Genomic DNA, 18,275 nt, shown 5'->3' with positions numbered 1-18,275 from the left:
ATCGGCTCGCGAGGTTTCGAGACGCGGCCGACTCCGTCGGGCGCTCCTCAACCACCGAAGTTCGCTACGGCGCCGGAGACTCCGTCGGAGGCGGGGTCAACGCCGTACCGATCATCTGAAGAATCTGATCGAAGTCCGGGTCGGTCGGATCGATGCCGCTGTCCGGCGTCAGGTTCACCGCATTGATCGGCAACGTCTTCGTCTTCGATGCCAGGTTCACGAAGTAACCGAGCATTCCCTGCGGGATGTCGGTCTTCACGACCTGGGTGCCGGCCTTGGCCACCGCCTCGAACTTGGAGATCACATTCGCCGGATTGGCCTGCGCCAGAATCGCTTCTTGCAACTGGTGCTGTCGGTTCATCCGGTCGTAGTCGCTGGTGCCGTGACGCGAGCGGGCGAACCAGAGCGCGTGGTAGCCATCCATGTGCTGCATGCCCGGCTCGAACCAGAAGGCGACATCGGTGAAGGTGTCGTCGCTGTGCACCGGCACGCGGGACTGGACATCGATGTCGACACCGCCGAGGGCATCGATCAAGTCGGAGAAGCCCTGCATGTCAATCAACACGAAGTACTGAATGGTGAGACCGGTGATGCCCTGAGCAGCGTCACGCATGCCTTCGATGCCCGGTTCGCTGCCCTGCGATTCCGCATCCGGGTACATTTCCGGACTCTTCACCTCGACCTCGGTGTAGACCGAGTTGAGCTGGCAGACGTCGACCTCGCAACCGTCGATCGCCCCGTACCCCTCAGGGTAGAGATCGGCCAACGGACCCGCCGAGAAGGGGAAGGATTCGAGGTCGCGCGGCAGCCCGATCATCGTGGCTTGCCCGGTCTCGGCGTCGATACTGACCACAGAAATGCTGTCCGGACGCAGGCCGTCGCGGTCGGGCCCGGCGTCGCCGCCGAGCAGCAGGATGTTGTAGCGGCCGTCGACCGGCGGCTCGGTCGGTCCGGCCACGAAGACCGACGACAGGAATCCACTGGTCGTTGTGGCGACATACGCGCCGTACGCCGCGGTGCCGCTGACAAGAATCATCAGCACGGCCGCGAAGCCCGCGATGAAGGGTCGAGCTCTCGGAGCGGCCTTGACCAGCCGCACCAGACGGATCGTGTCGAGAGTCAGGATCGCCCAGATCACCGCGTAGAAGACGAGGACGGCGCCAGCGGCCCAGAGGCCGACGGTCGAGGTGAAGATCGTGAAGACGGCGGCCGGCCAGAGCAAGTAGGCGACGCCGAGCAGCAGGGCAAGCGTCCAGAGCGTGAGGGTTGCGCCGAGGCCGAATCGGCCGAGGCGCCGATTGCCGGCCAGTACCTGGGCGGATCCGGGCACCACAAAGTTCAACACGACCAGCCACCAGCCGCGCTTGGTCATGACCGTCGTGGAGCCGAGCTCTGGGTAGCGAATGGGGCTCTTCACACTGCTCATAGCTTTGATCGGAGATCCCGGCTCTTCTGTTCGACCTGTGCTGCAAGCTCGAGCGCATACTCATCGAGTTTGACGCGCAGCGCATCGTCGGCGGTGGCCAGCACCTTGATGGCGATCAAACCGGCGTTCTTAGCGCCGCCGATCGACACCGTTGCGACGGGAACACCGGCCGGCATCTGCACGATCGACAGCAGTGAGTCCAGGCCATCGAGGCGGCTGAGCGGCACCGGTACACCGACGACGGGCAGGGTGGTGACCGCGGCGAGCATGCCGGGCAGGTGAGCTGCGCCGCCGGCCCCGGCGATGATGACCTTGAGACCGCGCTCGCGAGCGGATGCCCCGTAGTCGATCATTTTCTGAGGAGTGCGGTGTGCAGACACCACGTCGACCTCGCAGGGCACGCCGAAGTCGCGCAACACCTGAACCGCGTCGCTCATGACGTTCCAGTCGGAGTCGGAACCCATGACGACGCCGACGAGCGGCGCCGGCGAGGCAGCGGAGTCGCCGGACGGCGCATCCGTCGTCGCAGGGGCGACGGGCGCGGGGGTTGCTTGCGCTGGGGTCAGGGGCGTCGGGTTCACTGGCACGCAGTCGATCTTATGGGTTCAGTCCTGAAAAAATGCCGCGGTGGCACGCGCCTGGTACGCGACGTCGTCAAGATCGTCGCCTCCGGCCGTGACATGACCGACCTTGCGGCCGGGCCGCGGGTCTTTGCCGTAGTTGTGCACCTTGACGCTGGGGTAGGCCTCCAACGCAGTCGGGTAGCGGTCCATGAGCGACCCCTCCGCCGGCCCACCCAGGATGTTGACCATGACCGACCAGGTGTCGCGCGCCGCAGTGCCGCCGAGCGGTAGGTCGAGTACCGCACGCAAGTGCTGCTCGAACTGACCGGTGGTCGAGCCATCCATCGACCAGTGCCCGCTGTTGTGCGGTCGCATGGCCAATTCGTTGATCAGAAGGCGCTCGTCGACCGTCTCGAACAGTTCGACAGCCATCACTCCGGTGACTCCGATGCCCTCGGCCACGGCGAGCGCGATGCTCTCGGCGACGTCGGCGATTCGGCCAGACGAGTGAGGCGCCGGTGCGATGACCTCTGCGCAGACGCCATCGCGCTGCACCGTTTCGACAACCGGCCAGGAAACGATCTCGCCGGAGGGGCGGCGGGCCACAAGCTGCGCCAGTTCCCGCTTGAACTCCACGAGCTCCTCAACCAGCAGGGCGCCGCCGTTGGCGTCTTCGGCGAGCGCCAGAAACCAGTCGTCAGCCTCATGTGCGTGGCGCACAACGCGCACGCCCTTGCCGTCGTATCCGCCCCTGGCCGTCTTGACGACAGCACGGCCGCCATGATCGGCCAAGAACGCGGCCAGCTGATCGGAGTTCTCGACGCGCGCCCAATCGGGCACCGGGAGTCCGAGTTCAGAGAGCTTTGCGCGCATGAGCAACTTGTCTTGGGCGTAGAGCAGGGCGTCGGGGCCGGGATGCACGGCGATGCCACGGCTGACCAGCTCACGCAGGATCTCCTGCGGCACGTGCTCGTGGTCGAAGGTGATCACATCGACGGTCTCGGCGAAGGCGAGCACCACCTCGAGGTCTCGGTAGTCGCCCACCCCAGAGGCCGCGAGCCCAGCCGACATACCGTCGCTCTCCGCGAGCACCCGAATCTCGATGCCGAGATTGACTGCCGCGGGAATCATCATCCGGGCCAGCTGGCCCCCACCAATGACACCAACAATGGTCGTCATGTTTCCACCAATTTCTGTGCGAGCTTTCAGAGGGCCGTCGGTCTGCGTTCAGGCAGGCGTCTCGGGAGCGTCGTAGACTGCCCAGCGCGCAGTCTCTTTTAGCACCTCTATCTTCCCCCACTGTTGTTGCAATGCTGAACCGGCCGGACCCCTGATATGTCTTCTCTCTCGTGGAACCGCTCCCGATTTCTCGCCCTCGGCGTACAGATCGGCAAGTTCGGTGCAGTCGGTCTCCTCGGCTTCGCCGTCGACATCGCCGTGTTCAACCTGCTGCGCACCACGATCTTCGACCCCAGCAACGTGCATGCCGGCCCGATGTACGCGAAAATCGTCTCGACGGTGCTCGCGATCCTGGTCAATTGGATCGGCAACCGGTATTGGACGTTCAGTAAGAATCGCCAGTCGCAGACGCTGCGTGAGGGCCTCGAGTTCTTCGCGGTCAGCATCGCCGGTATGGGCATCGGCTTGGCCTGCCTCTGGATCTCGCATTACATGCTCGGCTACACCAGCCTGCTCGCCGACAACATCTCCTCGAACGTGATCGGCCTGTTCCTCGGCGCGATTTTCCGCTTTGCGCTTTATCGGTATTGGGTCTTCGCCCCTGGCCGTTCCGGCGGTGCAGAAGCGCCGCCCGCGACCGCGACGGTGACGCCTCGCGCCGGCACGGCAACGTCGTCGCTTCGCGGAAACGCCCCGTCGGTGTCCGGCTCGGTCGACTTCAGCGACTGAGTCGACGTCAGCGACTGATCAGCCGAGAACCGGGCCGGAGCCGGCGGCATCCGTCGCCTCACCCGGAGCCTGAACCTGAGCCTCTTCGATCAGGTCATGCAGTGCCTGTTGCACCAGGGACACGCTGGGTACGTCTGCCAAGACGATGGGCCGGCCCTGGCCGGTGTCTATGAGCACATCACCCGATCGTGACAGCGTCTGCAACCATCCGGTGCGCACCGTGACGTGGTAGCCACGGCTGTGCAGAATCTCTTGCCTGACCCGCACGAAGAATCCCCGGCGCAGGATGACGCGGCGGGTGGTGATCGTGTAGCGCGTGGTCAGCCAAAACAGGAACGGCAGAAAACAGCCGAAAAAGACGATCAGGCCCATCCCGACGAGTAGCGCCACGTTCTGCCACGGCTCGGGGAAGGTGCCGGCGAAGTACCCCGTCGCACCGCAGACGACGAAAAGTAGAACGACCGGCCAGAACAGCCGGCGGGCACGCGGATGAAGTCGGGCGACGACTCGCTCGGCCGAGACGGCGGCCGGTTGGCCGGACACGTCAGCGGTGCGCTTCGTCATATCTCCATCACAGTCATGTCCTATTAATACCGCAGGTGCGTCACATCGCCGGCAGCGACGAATCGGGCTTCGCCGGTGGCCTGGTCGATGACCACGAGGCGGCCCTGCTGATCGAGGCTGGTCGCGACGCCGAGCAGGTCTTCTCCGCCGGGCAGCTCAACCCGCACCTGGCTGCCGAGCGTGCCGCAGAGTTCGGTGACGGCGGCCAGGGATCCGCTCGCCACGGCGTCGCCGCCGCTCGCGATGAACGCGTCGGTCAGCGCGCGAAGTTCACGGAGGTACCGCACGAGAACATCATCGGGGTCGACCGGGCCGTTGGTGGCCAACAGCAGCGAGGTCGAGGTCACGGTCGGCAGGTCGTGCTCGTCGAGCGAAACGTTGACGCCGGCTCCAATGACCAGGCCGCGGCCGTCGGAGAGCAACTCGCAGAGGATGCCCGACACCTTGTAGCCGTCGATCAACACGTCGTTCGGCCACTTCAGTGACACGTCGTGGCCGGGGTTCTCTTCTTCGCGCAGCGGAGCCTCGTTCGGTGCTCCCGCACGGGAGCTACCTGCCGCCCCGGTCGTGCCGCGTGCCTGAAGGGCGTCTTCGACGATTGAGCGAGCCGCCCGCGTCATCGCGGCCCCGGCCAGCAGCGGAAACCAGCCGTAGGCGTTGGGGGTGAGCCCGCTGGGGCGCAGCAGCACCGAGATGGCCAGCGACTTGCCGCTCGGGGCTTGCCAGACACGGCCGAGTCGGCCGCGACCGCTGGTCTGGTTGTCGGTGACGATGACCGAGAAATCGGGCCACGCCGCGGCATCCAAACCGGTCGCGTGACTGACCAGAACATCGTTGGTCGAGCCGGCCTCGGCCAGGTGGTCGAACCGTGTCGCGGCCTGACGGCTCTGCGAGAACTCCATGCGCACTACTTTCTCTGCCCCGTGGCTCACCGTGTGGGTAACTCAGGAAATTCTCTCGAATCACTCCCGATATGGCCTAATTCTCGCCGTGTCTGACGAATTCTCCTGAGTTAGCCACACCCGCAGGGGGAAACGACCAGCGTTCAGGGCCAGATTTGTAGAGAATCGTCAACGGTTCGCGCAGTCTCCTGGCCGGTAGAGTGAAACGCGTGACTGTGAAAACGCCTGCGGAAGCCCCCGATATGTACACGACAGCCGGAAAGCTGGCCGATCTGAAGGCCCGCTACCACGAGGCCGTCACCGCCAGTGGTGAAGCAGCCATCGAGAAGCAGCACGCCAAGGGCAAGATGACCGCCCGCGAGCGCATCGCTCTGCTGCTCGACCCCGGCTCATTCGTCGAACTCGACGAGTTCGTGCGTCACCGCACCCACGCGTTCGGCATGGAGAAGAAGCGTCCGTTCGGCGACGCGGTGGTCACCGGAACCGGCACCATCCACGGCCGCCAGGTGGCCGTCTACTCCCAGGACTTCACCATCTTCGGCGGCTCGCTCGGCGAGGTCGCCGGCGAGAAGATCATCAAGGTAATGGACCTCGCGTTGAAGACCGGTGTTCCGATCATCGGCATCCTCGACTCGGGCGGAGCCCGCATCCAGGAAGGCGTCGTCGCGCTCGGCAAGTACGGCGAGATCTTCCGTCGCAATACCGCGGCCTCCGGCGTGATCCCGCAGATCTCGATCATCTGCGGCCCGGCCGCCGGCGGCGCGGTCTACTCCCCCGCCCTGACCGACTTCGTGATCATGGTCGACAAGACCAGCCAGATGTTCGTCACCGGCCCCGACGTGATCAAGACCGTCACCGGTGAAGACGTGGGCATGGAAGAGCTCGGCGGCGCCCTCACCMACAACACGATCTCCGGCGTCTCGCACTACCTGGCCAGCGATGAGTCGGATGCGCTCGACTACGCGCGTTCTCTGCTCAGCTTTCTGCCCGACAACAACCTGGCCGAGCTGCCGGTGTTCGACAGTGAGATCGAACTCGAGACCACCGACGCCGACCGCAAACTGAACACCATCATCCCCGACTCGCCGAACCAGCCGTATGACGTGAAGACGGTCATCGAGCACATCGTCGACCACGGCGACTTTCTCGAGACGCAGCCACTGTTCGCCCCGAACATCGTCGTCGGCTTCGCCCGGGTCGAGGGCCGCTCGGTCGGCATCGTGGCCAACCAGCCCAACTCGATGGCCGGCACTCTGAACATCGAAGCCGGCGAGAAGGCGGCCCGTTTCGTGCGTTTCTGTGACGCCTTCTCGATCCCGATCCTCACCCTCGTCGATGTTCCCGGCTACCTGCCGGGCACCGAGCAGGAATGGACCGGCGTCATCCGTCGCGGAGCGAAACTGCTCTACGCCTACGCCGAGGCGACTGTTCCCCTGATCACGGTGATCCTCCGCAAGGCCTACGGCGGCGCGTACATCGTGATGGGCTCGAAGCAGCTCGGTGCCGACATGAACCTGGCCTGGCCGACCGCCGAGATCGCCGTAATGGGCGGCCAGGGCGCCGTCAACATTCTGTATCGCGCCGAGATCAAGGCCGCGGAAACCGCCGGCGAGGATGTCGCTGCGGTGCGCACGCGCCTCGCCAACGAATACACCTACAACGTGGCGAGCCCGTTCCTGGCCGCCGAGCGCGGCGAATTGGACGGCATCATCGAGCCCGCCACGACGCGCGTGGCCGTCACCAAGGCACTGCGGGCCCTCCGCACCAAGCGGTCGAGTCTGCCGCCCAAGAAGCACGGGAACATTCCGCTGTAGGCGGCGCCATGACTGAAACAAACGCAACAAACGAGAGCGCCTCGTCGCGGCTAACCTTCGTGACCGGGGGCCTCACCCCCACCGAGGTATCGGCGGTGTCGGCCGTTCTCGGCGGATTGCTGCAGGCGGAATCCGACAGTCTGCGCTCCACACCGCCCACCGGGCAGAGCGCCTGGCATCGGAGCCAACGGGTCCTGCGCACGCCGCTCGGCCCAGGTGCCGGGCAATGGCGCGGTTTCTCCGGCTAGCGCCTCGATCGCGAATAGTCGACAAAACCGACAGTCGAAAGGGTCTTGACAAAGGCATTTATCGACGGTCCCCCTAAATGACGACTGTGGTACCGCGAGGAAGTCCGGCACCATAGTAAGTGCTCGGTGAATCTCTTCGAGATCCACCACCAATAGTTCGCCGACTAGGGTAAGCAGGCGAATTTTTGGGGGCGAGTCAGTGTGACATTCGGGTTGTCGCGTTGACTCGAAGTTCCGGAAGGGGATCGGCCAGTGGCTGATCCCCTTTCCTCATTTTTCGTCGGCCAACACCCTCATCAGACGCTCGAGCGGGGCCGGCTCCCGGCGCGGAATCTCCAACCAGAGGTCGACCTCGTCATCGGGCGAGTCCTGTCCGAGTGCGCTGACGCTCGGGTCAGTGCTGCGCAAACCGACAACCGTCACGGCCGTCGTGCCCCCACCGGCCGCTGTGCGGGCGATGATGGTGTCGGCATCGGTGCTGCCGATGGCCGCCGCGAGTTCGTTGAGGATCGCCTCGCGCTCAAGCCCCTGAATGTCGTCCAGCCCGCCCTCGTCGAGCAGCGTGACGATGGCGCCACGTCGGCGGGCTGCCATCACCTGGCGGCGCACCTCGTCGTTCAACAGCTCGCGCCCGCGAATCTCGTCGCGAATGGCTGCCTCGAGATAGCGGCACTCCTGGCGTTGCACATCGTTCAGGCGCCCGTGGCGTTCGACAATGCGTCGCAACATCGGAACGGCCAGACGACTGGTGTGCTCCAGTCGCACCTGACGTTCGTAGAGATGGGCTTCCTGGGCGGCCTGCCACTCGGTGGCCTCCCGTTCCGCACGCGCGAACTGGCGCGCGTCGCGCCCGGCCCGCGCCAATCCCCGCGACAGCGTCACGGCGATCGTCACCCAGACGACGCTTCCGACCACACCGAGCGAGCCGAGCGCGCCCGGACCGGCCCAGACGATCGTGTGCACGACGAGAAAGCCGACGCCGATCCAGGCGACAACCTGGTTCTTGCGTGTGGCGACGATGGTCATCAAGGTGCCGACCGCAGCGACGTACCAGGTGGCGTAACCGTTGGTCGACGAGGTGCCGTCGAGTGTGCTTCCGACGAGCAGGGGCAGGGCGACGCAGACGGCGAGGTCGAAGAACGACAGCCACAGTGGCATCCGCATCGGCGAGGTGGGCCAGAGGCTGATCACCGTCGCGACGGCGTAGAGCACCAGCGCGACGATGACGGGCCCCGGCCGGTCGGGCACGTCGATCGAGTACACGCCGAGCACGATGTGATACGCCGAGAGCAGCGCGGCGAGCGAAAGGATGAGACTGCGCGGGACGGTGATCACTCGTGCACCCCCCGTTCGTCGTCGTCGTCGACGTCGAGCCCGAGCGCGGGGATCTCGTCGCTGCTGAACTGTCCGAGCACCGAATTCTGGTCGACATCCGGGCCGGGCCATTCAATGGTGATCGTGGTGCCTTCGCCCACCCGGGAACAGACGCGAACGGCGCCGCCGGCGCCGGACACGCGCTCCAGAATCGAGACCCGCAGACCGAGCCGGTCGTGAGGGACCTGCGCGGGATCGAAGCCGACACCGTTGTCGGAAATCTCGACGGTGCATCCGCCCTGCAGATTGGCTTTGATCACCAGGATGCGCTTCAGATCGGCCGGTCCGGCATGGCGGGTACTGTTGACCATCGCCTGCACGCTGGCTGAGTACAACGCTTCGCTCGCGTGCACCGGCAGGCTGAGATACTCGATCTCCTCCTCGACAACGGTGAACGGGCTGGCGAAGGCCTCCGCCGCCTCCCGGATGCGATGACTGAGCCGAGAGACCGGGATGAGGACGTCGTCGCCGAGATGCACGGCGCCTGCATCGCTCAGTCTCGCGATCGCGTCACCGGCCATCGATGCGGCCAGTGTCGAGGCTTCGGGTGTGTCCGCGCTGGCCGCGGACAGCAGGGTGGTCAGAACGCTGTCGTGAACGATGGAGTCGACTTCGACCCGCTCGAGTTCGGTCGCGTGCTGACGCACCGCGACCGCGTACTTGGTCAGCGCGTTGGTTTGAGCGATGTCGACGGTCTCGGTGGCCTGGCGCAGCAGGGCGATGATGATCAGAACTACGAAACCGAGCAAGATCGCGTAGACGGCGTCGAGCGAGGCCAAGGCTATGTCCTTGCCACCGCCCGCGGGAGTGGTGCGCAGAACGCCGTAGATGACCGGGATGACCACCGTGTACGCCGCCGCCCAGATCAGCGGAAACGCGATGGCCGCGCACGAGGTGGCGACGGTGCAGAGATACCAGAGCCACGGGGCTCCGTCGAGCACGATCGTCGGATCTTTCATCAGAAGCGGCCAGGTGACGAGTTCGAGGAAATAGAGTGCGGCGACGGTCGTCGCCACCACGCTGACGCCGCGCTTGATGATCGACGACACGACGAGGGCGAGAATGGAGAGGCCGAAGGCCGAGCCGAGCCCGATCGCCCAGAACGCAACTCGCTGGTCGAGTTGGCTGAAGAACATCATCAGGCTCTGCAGCAGGAAGACCAGGGCGACTCCCGCGACCGAGCGCGAAATCACCGTTTCGATCTGAGCCCGGCTAATGGGGTTGCGGGGCGGCTTCACGCTGAAGCGTTCGCCCGGGTTCCCCTCCCCCGTTGCACTGCTGTCGAAGCCGCCGCCACCGACGGCGTCGGCGCCGGAACGGGAAACCCGGCCACTCGGCACTCGGGACGAACCCGAGTGCGCGGCGACCGGGGGGTTAGCTCCGCCCATTTCCGCTGTCGGCGTCAAGGCCGGGAAGAATTCCATCCTCGACGGCGCGACGCAGCAGGTCGACCTTCGTCGGGGCCGGACGACCCACTTCGACGTACTTCACCCGGATGCGATCGAGATACTCACGCGCTGTCGAATGCGCGATGCCCAGCTGCATCGCGACCATCTTCAGCGGGAGGCCGGAGGCGTACAGGTGGAGGACATCCCGCTCACGCCGCCCCAGCTGGGCTTTGGCGAATGCGTGGTCGGCGTCAATCGCCGTCGCCCACTCCAGGTTGTTGAGCACGTCGCCCCTGGCCACGGAGGCGACCGCGGCGATGACCGTGGTGGTCGGCGACGACTTGGGGATGACGCCGGCCGCACCGGCGGCGAGCGCTTCCCGCACCAGCGCGACCCGGTCGGCGATGCTGTGCACCAAGACCGAGGCGCCGGTGTCCTGCGCCAACTTGACGTTGTCAGTGACGCGCGAACCGTCGCCGAGCGACAGGTCGAGCACGATCACGTCGCAGTGCTGACCGGCAAGCCCGGCGACGAGTTCGCTGGCTGTCGGCGCCGTGTGGATGACTTCGTAGCCGGCTTTCTCGCAGGCTGCGGCCAGCCCGAGGCGCACTGACTCGTGGTCGTCAACGATGCCGATGCGCACCGGACGATCGACGCTGCCGGTGGTGCGTGGTGCGGTGAGGGTCACGATGCCTACATTCTCTGGATTGGTTGGATCAATTGAGAGTATCGACAGTTACGGCTGACGGGTAAGCAAAGCGACCGCTTCAACATGGTGCGTGTTGGGGAACAGATCGAATGCGCGCATCTTCTGCAGCTCGTAGCCGTGCGCGGCGAACAGCGCCACGTCGCGGGCCAGTGCGACCGGATCGCACGCGACGTAGACGATCTGTGCCGGTGCGAGAGCACCGAGAGCGTCGACGACGGCCTTGCCGGCGCCGGACCGGGGCGGGTCCAGCACCACGGTCGCCGCCTGCTGGCGGGCCCGGTCTGCCGCACTGGCTTCGCGACCGATGCGGCCGAGGAATCGGTCGACCCGGTCGGTCTGTGCACTGGCGCCGACCCAGTCGGAGAGGTTCTCTCCGGCGAACTCGGTGGCGCGCAGGTCGCTTTCAACCGAGGTGATGCGGGTCGTCGGGCCGAACTTGTCGCCGACGGCTGCCGCGAGAAGGCCGACACCGCCGTACAGGTCGAGGTTGTCAGCACGCGGGTCGAACAGTGACGCGTCGATGGCGTCCTGAACGGCGCTCGTCAGTGTCTCCGCGGCGCGGGAGTGCACCTGCCAGAAACCCGACACGTCAAGCTGGAACTCACGGTTGCCGACACGCTCGATGATGGTGCGCGGAGGGGTGGGAACGCGCTTGCCCTTGGCGTCGCGTTCGGCGACGACAATCTGCACCCGCCCGGTGCTCGGAGCAACGACGTCGACGGATGCCGCGCCCTTGTAGAACTCGTCGAGTGGCGCTGCCATCTCGACGGCGTGAGCGGCCAACGGCAGATCGTCGACGGAGATCACACGGTGTGAGCGTGAGGCGTACGGACCGACCCGGCCGTCCTCGGCGACCTGCAGGCGCACGCGGGTGCGCCAGCCGGTTCCGTCGAGGTCGGCACCCGGGGAGGCGTTCTCGCCGGCGGACACGGCCTCGACGACGACATCCGTCTCGATGCCGGCCATGCGCTTGAATGCGTCAGCCAATACCTGGCGCTTGAGCTCGCGCTGGTGGGTCAGCTCGATGTGGCCGAACTCGGCTCCACCGGCGCGATCCTGCGGGGCGCGCTCGACGGAGGCTGCAGCCCAGACGTGCGGCTGACGCTCGGGGGCGGCCTCCAGCACCTCGACGGTCTCGGCGCGCCAGAAGCTCTTCTTGTTTGCATCGGTGAGTCGCACGCGTACGCGCTCTCCCGGAAGTGTGTCGTTGACGAAGACCACGCGGCCCTCGTGACGGGCGACGAAAATGCCGCCGTGAGCTACGTTTGTGACGTCGAGTTCGAGCTCGGCTCCGACGACACCGGGTTCGCTTCGTCGTTCATTGTTGTCGGTCTGATTGTTATTGCTCGTACCCATATCTCGAGCATCCCACACTGCCTGGGCCCCTGCATCACCCGCCCCGGAAGGAATCCCATGCATCTGTACCTTGCCTCCACATCTCCTGCGCGTTTGATGTTGCTCCGTTCGGCAGGAATCGAACCCGTCACCCTGGCCCCCGAGGTCGACGAGACCGCGGTGGCGGATGCCGCGGCCTCGGCCGCGGGGGTGCAGCTCGGGCCAGGTGATGTGGTGCAGTTGCTTGCTCAGGCGAAAGCCGAAGCGGTCGTCGGCATGCTGACCGGCGACGCCGGAGCGGTGTCGGCGCCTCCCGTTGACGGGCTGGTCCTCGGCGGCGACTCGGTCTTCGTACTCGACGGCGTCATCTACGGCAAACCGCATACGGCCGAGAAGGCCGCGGAGCGCTGGCGTCTACAGCGGGGACGCACCGGCCAGTTGTACTCGGGTCACTGGCTGGTCGAGGTCGTCGACGGCGTCGTGGGTCGCGCGTGCGGCGCCGTCGCCGTCGCCCAGGTCACCTTCGCCGACGACATCACCGATTCGGAACTCGACGCCTACATCGCAACCGGCGAGCCGCTCTTCGTCGCCGGCGCCTTCACGATCGACAGTCTGGGCGCCCCCTTCATCAGTGCCATCGCCGGTGACCCGTCGACCGTGGTCGGTTTGTCATTGCCGACTCTGCGCCGGCTGGTGCGCCAGCTCGGTCATGAGTGGCCGAGCCTCTGGAATCGCGCGATCTGAGTTCGGCGTTCACCCAGGGACCACCGGGTCCACTGGGCACTCGTTGTAGGCATCCGCAGTGCTTGACCCGGTTATTTTGTCGGACTGAACCAAAGGGGCGGCTCCGACTCGCCCTAAGCTAGATCATTGTGTCTCGCATAACGAAGGTCCTCATCGCCAACCGGGGCGAGATCGCCGTCCGGGTCATCCGGGCTGCCAAAGACAGCGGCATTCTCTCTGTCGCGGTCTACGCCGACCAGGATCGCGATGCCATGCACGCGCGTCTCGCCGACGAGGCCTACGGGCTCGACGGCACGACCAGCGCCGAAACGTATCTCGTCATCGACAAGATCCTCTCGATCGCCCGCCGCTCCGGCGCCGACGCGGTTCACCCCGGCTACGGCTTTCTCGCGGAGAACGCCGACTTCGCCCGGGCCGTGATCGATGCCGGCCTGATCTGGATCGGACCCTCCCCCGAGGCGATCGAGCAGCTCGGCGACAAGGTGTCCGCCCGGCACGTCGCCCAGAAGGTGGGAGCCCCCCTGGCTCCCGGCACGCTCAACCCAGTGGCGAATGCCGCCGAGGTTCTCGACTTCGTCGACCTGCATGGTCTCCCGGTTGCCATCAAGGCGGCCTTCGGTGGCGGCGGACGTGGCCTCAAGGTCGCTCGCACCCGCGACGAGGTTGCCGAACTCTTCGACTCGGCCACCCGCGAAGCGATCACCGCGTTCGGTCGCGGCGAGTGCTTCGTCGAGAAGTACCTCGACTCCCCCCGCCATGTCGAAACCCAGTGCCTGGCCGATGCGCATGGCAACGTCGTCGTCGTGTCGACCCGCGACTGCTCGCTGCAGCGCCGCCACCAGAAGCTCGTCGAGGAGGCGCCCGCGCCGTTCCTGAGCGACGAGCAGACCGCCGAGCTGTACCGCGCGTCGAAGGCCATCCTCCGCGAGGTCAACTACGTGGGCGCCGGCACCTGCGAGTTTCTGATCGGCCAGGACGGCACCGTCTCGTTCCTGGAGGTCAACACCCGCCTGCAGGTCGAGCACCCGGTTTCCGAGGAAATCACCGGCATCGACCTCGTTCGCGAACAGTTCCGTCTGGCCGCCGGCGGCGTTCTCGACTACGACGACCCCGTCGCCACCGGTCACTCCTTCGAGTTCCGCATCAACGGTGAGGATGCCGGTCGCGGCTTCTTCCCGGCCCCGGGACCCGTTCATGTCTTCCGGCCCGCCGGCGGCCCCGGTGTGCGCGTTGACACCGGCGTGCAGTCCGGCGATGTGATCTCCGGATCGTTCGACTCGCTGCTCGCCAAACTGATCGTCACCGGTGCGACCCGCGAAGAGGCACTCGAGCGTTCGCGCCGGGCGCTGGACGAGTTCGAGGTCGCCGGCCTGCCGACCGTGCTCCCGTTCCACCGCAAGATCGTGCGCGACCCCGCGTTTGCCCCGACCGACGGCTCGCCGTTCTCGGTGTACACCCGCTGGATCGAGACCGAGTTCGAGAATGACATCGAGCCGTGGAGCGGCACTCAGGGCGACGTGGCCGCACCGGAGAAGCGACACAGCGTTGTCGTCGAGGTCGAAGGCCGACGCATCGAAGTGACGATGCCGACGCGCCTGCTGCCGGGCGCAGCATCCGCTTCGACAGCCGGACCGGCGCCGCGTCGCCGCGGAGGCAGCCACTCGGTCAACACCGCAACCGGTGATGCCGTGAAGGCTCCCATGCAGGCGACCGTGGTGAAGCTGCTCGTGTCTGAGGGCGACACCGTCGTCAAGGGCGACCTGCTTCTGGTGCTTGAGGCAATGAAGATGGAACAGCCGATGACCGCTCACAAAGACGGCATCGTCGGCGCTGTGGCTGCTGTGGTCGGCTCGACCGTGTCGTCGGGGCACCTGCTGCTGACCGTCGTCGACGCGGCGGCTGCCTAGGTCAAGGCCGCACAACGCCACAGGGGCGGTACGAGAAGATTCTTCTCGTACCGCCCCTTTCGCGTGTCATCGTGACGAGCGACGGATCACACGTGACCGATGCCGAAGTTCCATGGCGCGAAGATCACCGTCGAGCCCGTATAGTCCTGACCGGTGACGGAGTTCGCGTTCGCGTACTCAGGGAAGTTTCGGGGCCCGATGTCAGGTCCACGCTCGGCCTGAACCTGGTTGTAGCCCCCAGCGGTGAACGGTTCGTCCATCCACTCGGCGAGCTCGGCCAGGTCGTCGCCGGGCTGGAAGCCCTGGATGGTCGCGACGGAGACACTCTGGCCGACGCTCGGCGAATCGAAAATGACGGAGAGATTCATATCTTGCTCGCCATTCGCCTCGTGGTCGTCATTCACCTGAACGCCCGCCCAGTCATACTGCGTCCACGGGGATGACTCCATCCCACCGCGGAACTCAGTCACGGTCGGCTCTGCACCCAGAATGGCGTTCAGTGCGGCGACGAAATCGGCGGCTTCCGCATCGTAAGAGAGGGCGCGAATCGTGACACCGGTCGTGTCATTCAGATCGAGGTTTTCCGGACGCACGATGATGGCGGTCACGGCAGCCAGGGGATTAACCGGCTCAGCCGACGGTGTCGCACTCGGCGTCGCCCGCGGCGGGGTCGTCGCCGAGTCAGGGGCGGAAGCATCGGGGACGCTTCCATCCGGGGTCGGCGGCGCCGACGTGCAGCTCGACAGTAAGGCGACGAGCAAGACCGCACCGGCCAAAGATCGTATGTGGTGCTTCATTGTGGTTCCCTCCCTCCCGAAGTCTGCCCGAGAGGGCGTCCGGCGGCAGCGATAGCCGGAGGTGTGTCGTGAAGCGCTACCGCACGACGTGCATCGCGCGCGCGGCATCCGTGATGGAACCGGTCAGCGACGGGTAGACCGGGAACGCACGCGCAACCTCGTCGACGGTCAGCCGGTGCTCGACCGCGAGGGCGAGCGGGAAGATCAGTTCGCTGGCCTTCGGGGCGACGATCACTCCGCCGATCACCGCGCCGCTGCCGACGCTGGCGAACAGCTTGACGAAGCCGTCTTTGATGCCCATCATCTTGGCGCGCGGGTTCGAGGAGAGCGGCAGCTTGTAGATTTCGCCGCGAACGAGGCCTTCTTCGATCTGCTTCTGGGTCCAGCCGACGGTGGCGATCTCAGGCTGGGTGAAGATGTTCGCTGCGACGTTGCGCACTTCGATCGGGCTAACGGCGTCGCCCATCGCGTGGAAGACGGCGGTGCGACCCGACATCGAGGCGACGGATGCCAGCGGCAGGCCGGTCGTGCAGTCACCGGCCGCGTAGATGTTCGGTACCGAGGTGCGAGCGACGCGGTTGACCCGGATGTGACCGGACTCGGTGACCTGCACTCCGGCTTCTTCGAGGCCGATTCCGTCCGTGTTCGGCACCGAACCGACGGCCATCAGACAGTGGCTGCCCTCGACGGTGCGCCCATCGGAGAGCGTCGCCAGCACGCCGGTGTCCGTGCGCACCACCGACTCGGCACGGGACTTCGACAGCACCACCATCCCATTGCGCTTGAACACGTCTTCGATGACCGATGCGGCATCCGCGTCTTCACCGGGCAGCACCTGGTCGCGACTGGAGATCAGCGTCACCTTGGAGCCGAGGGCGCGGTAGGCGGAGGCGAACTCGGCGCCGGTCACGCCGGAGCCGACGACGATCAGGTGCTCGGGAACGGCTTTGAGGTTGTAGAGCTGCGTCCAGGTCAGGATGCGTTCGCCGTCGGGCAGCGCCGACGGGAGGATGCGCGGGCTCGCGCCGACAGAGACGACGATGGTGTCCGCGTCGATGCGGTCGAAGTCGATGCCCGTATCGTCGTGCGCCGTCGAGACGATGACGCCGGTGGTGCCGTCGAGGCGCCCCTGCCCCTGCACCAGACGCACGCCGGCACGGATCAGGATGGCCTTCATGTCTTCAGACTGCTGCCGGGCGAGTCCGAGAAGACGTTTATTGACCGCGGCCAGGTTAATGGCGACCTCGGGGCGGGCCGGCTTGCCGGTGGCACCGCGCACGAAGAACTGCACGCCGAGATCGGTGGCCTCACGAATCGAGTTCGACGCCTCGGCGGTCGCGATGAGCGACTTCGACGGAACAACATCGGTGATCACCGCGGACCCGCCGACGCCGACGCGTTCGACGAGTGTGACGTCGGCTCCCTGCTGGGCGCCGGCAAGCGCTGCTTCGAAACCGCCGGGCCCTCCGCCGAGTACTACTATGCGTTGCTTGCGTTCGAACTCGTTGGCCATGGCTCTATTCTCCCGCCCCAACACCGTCAGCGCGAAACCGGCGTTCCGCGTGGTTTCAGATCCATTCGAGGGAGATTTTCGACCGCGGCGACCGGGGAGATCCCGTTCTGCGCAATCGAGCAAATTTCACAGTGATTTCTCCGTCGAATGGGACAGCCAATTAGAGTGGTGGGATGCTGAATTCCGAGACCAATCCGCTAGACGTTCCCGACGCTGATCCGTTTGAGATCGCGCGGACTGCCGCTGCCGAAATCGCCGCCATCACCGGGGCCGCGCAGCACGACATCGCCCTGACTTTGGGCAGCGGATGGGGCAAGGCCGCCGACCTGATCGGCGAGACCACCCACACCATCCCCGCCCAGGAAATCACCGGGTTCAGCGCACCGGCACTGGAGGGGCACGTCGGCACCCTGCGCTCGGTGCTGCTGCCGAGCGGCAAGCGCGCCCTCGTGATCGGCGCACGCACCCACTATTACGAAGGCCACGGGGTGCGCAGAGTCGTGCACAGCGTGCGCACCGCTGCGGCAACCGGCGCACAGACGATGGTGCTCACCAACGGCGCCGGCGGTATCAAGTCCGGCTGGAAGCCCGGAACGCCGGTGCTGATCAGCGACCACATCAACCTCACCTCCGACTCCCCCCTCGAAGGCGCCACCTTCGTCGACCTGACCGACCTCTACTCGACACGCCTGCGCGAGCTGGCCCGCACGATCGAACCGACCCTTGACGACGGCGTCTACTGCCAGTTCCGCGGACCGCAGTATGAGACCCCGGCCGAGGTACAGATGGCGAAGTCGTTCGGCGGACACATCGTGGGCATGTCGACCGCGCTCGAGGCAATCGCCGCGCGCCAGGCCGGCATGGAGATCCTCGGAATGTCGCTGATCACCAACCTGGCCGCCGGCATCCAGAAGACGCCGCTCAGCCACGCCGAGGTCATCGAAGCCGGCCAGAACGCGGAGCCGGTGATCACCGCCCTCCTCGCCCGCATTGTGGCGGCGCTGTGAGCGAGATCGGAGACGGCACCCGGCCACGCGGCCGGCATGCGGCAGGTCCCGACGACCTGAACGTGACTCGGCTCAT

General features: G+C 66.0%; 17 protein-coding genes. 6 read left to right on the top strand and 11 right to left on the bottom strand.

Annotated elements, in window-relative coordinates:
- Nucleotides 1–64: 64 nt before the first annotated feature.
- From AB4Y63_RS14630 to AB4Y63_RS14620, 3 genes are read right to left on the bottom strand one after another with little or no spacing between them, the layout of a single operon-like run.
- Nucleotides 65–1,426, bottom strand: a complete 1,362-nt coding sequence (locus AB4Y63_RS14630) for an LCP family protein (protein ID WP_441791795.1) — start codon at nucleotides 1,424–1,426, stop codon at nucleotides 65–67.
- Nucleotides 1,423–2,007: a 5-(carboxyamino)imidazole ribonucleotide mutase gene (purE, locus tag AB4Y63_RS14625; protein ID WP_441791845.1), complete on the bottom strand. Its 585-nt coding sequence runs from the start codon at nucleotides 2,005–2,007 to the stop codon at nucleotides 1,423–1,425. The genes AB4Y63_RS14630 and purE overlap by 4 nt, the downstream gene beginning before the upstream one ends.
- Before the next feature lie 24 nt (nucleotides 2,008–2,031).
- Nucleotides 2,032–3,168, bottom strand: a complete 1,137-nt coding sequence (locus tag AB4Y63_RS14620) for a 5-(carboxyamino)imidazole ribonucleotide synthase (RefSeq protein WP_441791794.1) — start codon at nucleotides 3,166–3,168, stop codon at nucleotides 2,032–2,034.
- A 156-nt stretch (nucleotides 3,169–3,324) separates the two neighbouring features.
- Between AB4Y63_RS14620 and AB4Y63_RS14615 the strand changes: the two genes are divergently transcribed.
- Nucleotides 3,325–3,897: a GtrA family protein gene (locus AB4Y63_RS14615; protein ID WP_441791793.1), complete on the top strand. Its 573-nt coding sequence runs from the start codon at nucleotides 3,325–3,327 to the stop codon at nucleotides 3,895–3,897.
- Between the two features lie 18 nt (nucleotides 3,898–3,915).
- On the opposite strand, the gene AB4Y63_RS14610 is transcribed toward AB4Y63_RS14615, so the two are convergent.
- Together AB4Y63_RS14610 and AB4Y63_RS14605 are read right to left on the bottom strand one after the other, a co-directional pair.
- Entirely contained in the window at nucleotides 3,916–4,461 is a 546-nt protein-coding gene (locus tag AB4Y63_RS14610; RefSeq protein ID WP_441791792.1) for a PH domain-containing protein, read from the bottom strand.
- 23 nt (nucleotides 4,462–4,484) lie between these two features.
- On the bottom strand, nucleotides 4,485–5,363 hold the full coding sequence (locus AB4Y63_RS14605; protein WP_441791791.1) for a biotin--[acetyl-CoA-carboxylase] ligase: 879 nt from the start codon (nucleotides 5,361–5,363) through the stop codon (nucleotides 4,485–4,487).
- Between the two features lie 242 nt (nucleotides 5,364–5,605).
- Between AB4Y63_RS14605 and AB4Y63_RS14600 the strand changes: the two genes are divergently transcribed.
- Both AB4Y63_RS14600 and AB4Y63_RS14595 read left to right on the top strand, forming a co-directional pair.
- On the top strand, nucleotides 5,606–7,177 hold the full coding sequence (locus AB4Y63_RS14600) for an acyl-CoA carboxylase subunit beta (protein WP_441791844.1): 1,572 nt from the start codon (nucleotides 5,606–5,608) through the stop codon (nucleotides 7,175–7,177).
- Nucleotides 7,178–7,185: 8 nt separating this feature from the next.
- A complete protein-coding gene (locus AB4Y63_RS14595; protein WP_441791790.1) occupies nucleotides 7,186–7,425 on the top strand; it encodes an acyl-CoA carboxylase subunit epsilon in 240 nt (79 codons plus the stop codon).
- A 270-nt stretch (nucleotides 7,426–7,695) separates the two neighbouring features.
- Here AB4Y63_RS14595 and AB4Y63_RS14590 read toward each other — a convergent pair whose 3' ends face one another.
- From AB4Y63_RS14590 to AB4Y63_RS14575, 4 genes are read right to left on the bottom strand one after another with little or no spacing between them, the layout of a single operon-like run.
- The gene (locus tag AB4Y63_RS14590; RefSeq protein WP_441791789.1) at nucleotides 7,696–8,760 is read right to left on the bottom strand and encodes a hypothetical protein; all 1,065 of its coding nucleotides are present in this window, start codon (nucleotides 8,758–8,760) and stop codon (nucleotides 7,696–7,698) included.
- Complete coding sequence (locus AB4Y63_RS14585; RefSeq protein WP_441791788.1) at nucleotides 8,757–10,187, bottom strand: sensor histidine kinase; 1,431 nt, start codon at nucleotides 10,185–10,187, stop codon at nucleotides 8,757–8,759. Before AB4Y63_RS14585 ends, AB4Y63_RS14590 begins: the two co-directional genes overlap by 4 nt.
- Nucleotides 10,174–10,875, bottom strand: coding sequence for a response regulator transcription factor (locus tag AB4Y63_RS14580; protein WP_441791787.1), 702 nt, complete (start codon nucleotides 10,873–10,875; stop codon nucleotides 10,174–10,176). Before AB4Y63_RS14580 ends, AB4Y63_RS14585 begins: the two co-directional genes overlap by 14 nt.
- Before the next feature lie 48 nt (nucleotides 10,876–10,923).
- A complete protein-coding gene (locus tag AB4Y63_RS14575) occupies nucleotides 10,924–12,252 on the bottom strand; it encodes a class I SAM-dependent RNA methyltransferase (protein WP_441791786.1) in 1,329 nt (442 codons plus the stop codon).
- A gap of 57 nt (nucleotides 12,253–12,309) precedes the next feature.
- On the opposite strand from AB4Y63_RS14575, the gene AB4Y63_RS14570 reads away from it, so the two are divergent.
- A complete protein-coding gene (locus tag AB4Y63_RS14570; protein WP_441791785.1) occupies nucleotides 12,310–12,975 on the top strand; it encodes a Maf family protein in 666 nt (221 codons plus the stop codon).
- Between the two features lie 128 nt (nucleotides 12,976–13,103).
- Nucleotides 13,104–14,882: an acetyl/propionyl/methylcrotonyl-CoA carboxylase subunit alpha gene (locus tag AB4Y63_RS14565; RefSeq protein WP_441791784.1), complete on the top strand. Its 1,779-nt coding sequence runs from the start codon at nucleotides 13,104–13,106 to the stop codon at nucleotides 14,880–14,882.
- Nucleotides 14,883–14,968: 86 nt separating this feature from the next.
- On the opposite strand, the gene AB4Y63_RS14560 is transcribed toward AB4Y63_RS14565, so the two are convergent.
- Together AB4Y63_RS14560 and AB4Y63_RS14555 are read right to left on the bottom strand one after the other, a co-directional pair.
- A complete protein-coding gene (locus tag AB4Y63_RS14560) occupies nucleotides 14,969–15,679 on the bottom strand; it encodes a hypothetical protein (protein ID WP_441791783.1) in 711 nt (236 codons plus the stop codon).
- A gap of 76 nt (nucleotides 15,680–15,755) precedes the next feature.
- On the bottom strand, nucleotides 15,756–17,192 hold the full coding sequence (locus tag AB4Y63_RS14555) for an NAD(P)H-quinone dehydrogenase (RefSeq protein WP_441791782.1): 1,437 nt from the start codon (nucleotides 17,190–17,192) through the stop codon (nucleotides 15,756–15,758).
- A 173-nt stretch (nucleotides 17,193–17,365) separates the two neighbouring features.
- On the opposite strand from AB4Y63_RS14555, the gene AB4Y63_RS14550 reads away from it, so the two are divergent.
- On the top strand, nucleotides 17,366–18,199 hold the full coding sequence (locus tag AB4Y63_RS14550; protein WP_441791781.1) for a purine-nucleoside phosphorylase: 834 nt from the start codon (nucleotides 17,366–17,368) through the stop codon (nucleotides 18,197–18,199).
- Nucleotides 18,200–18,275 lie beyond the last annotated feature (76 nt).

It is taken from the genome of Leifsonia sp. YAF41, assembly GCF_052113185.1.
Classification (GTDB): Bacteria; Actinomycetota; Actinomycetes; order Actinomycetales; family Microbacteriaceae; genus Cryobacterium.
The sequence above is the reverse complement of the archived record's forward strand: the minus strand, read 5'-3'. Positions and strand labels throughout refer to the sequence as shown.